The sequence below is a fragment of the Asaia sp. W19 genome, from assembly GCF_003994335.1.
In the GTDB taxonomy this organism is placed as follows: Bacteria; Pseudomonadota; Alphaproteobacteria; order Acetobacterales; family Acetobacteraceae; genus Asaia.
This window is the reverse complement of sequence record NZ_PNQZ01000210.1, coordinates 1-950: the sequence shown is the minus strand read 5'-3', so window position 1 is coordinate 950 and position 950 is coordinate 1. Positions and strand designations below refer to the sequence as shown.

The window sequence follows — 950 nt, the reverse complement described above, 5'->3', positions numbered from 1 at the left end:
RATCTCGTTTTTCGGACTCGTCTGCGAGCAGGCTGCCCGTTCGCTTCGCGGGAACATCATGTTCATGTCCACCTCGGTGATCTCGGGGGACACGGCGTTCCAGAACGATCAGGATGTGGTGAAGGTCAAGCGCGCCCTCATGGCGATCGCAGATCGCTGCGTCCTGCTTGTCGACAGTACGAAATTCCGCCAGGGCGGGCTACATCGCCTTACATCGCTGCAGGACTTCGATCGTATCCTGACCGATAGCCAGATCAAGCCGGTCGTCGTTTCGGAACTCGACGCCTCGGGCATCACGGTCGAGGTTTGCTGAGAGGCGCGTTGGGCCCGAATGTCTCGCGCATGTCGGAGGAGAATGCCCCCTCTGCGTGGTGGCGAACGGGGAGAGGTTGTCCCCTCCCCGTATTCCGATCAGGCAGCGTTTTCGAGCGTCGCCATATCGATGACGAAGCGGTACTTCACATCAGACTTGATCATGCGCGAATAGGCGTTCTCGATCTCGTCCATGGCAATCATCTCGATATCGGAGGTGATGCCGTGTTCACCGCAGAAATCGAGCATCTCCTGCGTCTCGGCAATGCCGCCGATCAGTGAACCAGCGAACTGCCGACGCTTCATGATCAGGCTGAACACCGCGACCGGCAGAGGTTGTTCGGGCGCACCGACCTGGACCAGCGTGCCCTCACGCTTGAGCAGGTTCAGATAGGTGTTGATATCATGCTCGGCGGCTACCGCGTCGAGAATGAAGTCGAAACGTCCTGTCTCGCGGGCCATTGCTTCGGGGTCCTTCGAGAGAACGACCTCATGCGCGCCAAGACGCAGCCCGTCCTCGACCTTGCCCTGCGAGGTCGTGAACAGCACCACCTCGGCACCGAAGGCGCGCGCAAATTTCACGCCCATATGGCCCAGTCCGCCAAGGCCGACGATACCAACGCGCTGACCGGGACCCA

Annotated in this window: 1 protein-coding gene and 1 pseudogene; one reads left to right on the top strand and one right to left on the bottom strand. The window is 60.3% G+C overall.

All coding sequences use genetic code 11. The annotated features are described in order from the left end of the window. Positions 1 to 313: pseudogene (locus C0V97_RS18085) on the top strand (DeoR/GlpR family DNA-binding transcription regulator); the annotation flags it as partial. A gap of 98 nt (positions 314 to 411) precedes the next feature. Here C0V97_RS18085 and C0V97_RS18080 read toward each other — a convergent pair. Further along, positions 412 to 950: zinc-binding dehydrogenase (locus C0V97_RS18080; protein ID WP_148114988.1), on the bottom strand; the 539-nt coding region annotated here is incomplete at its 5' end.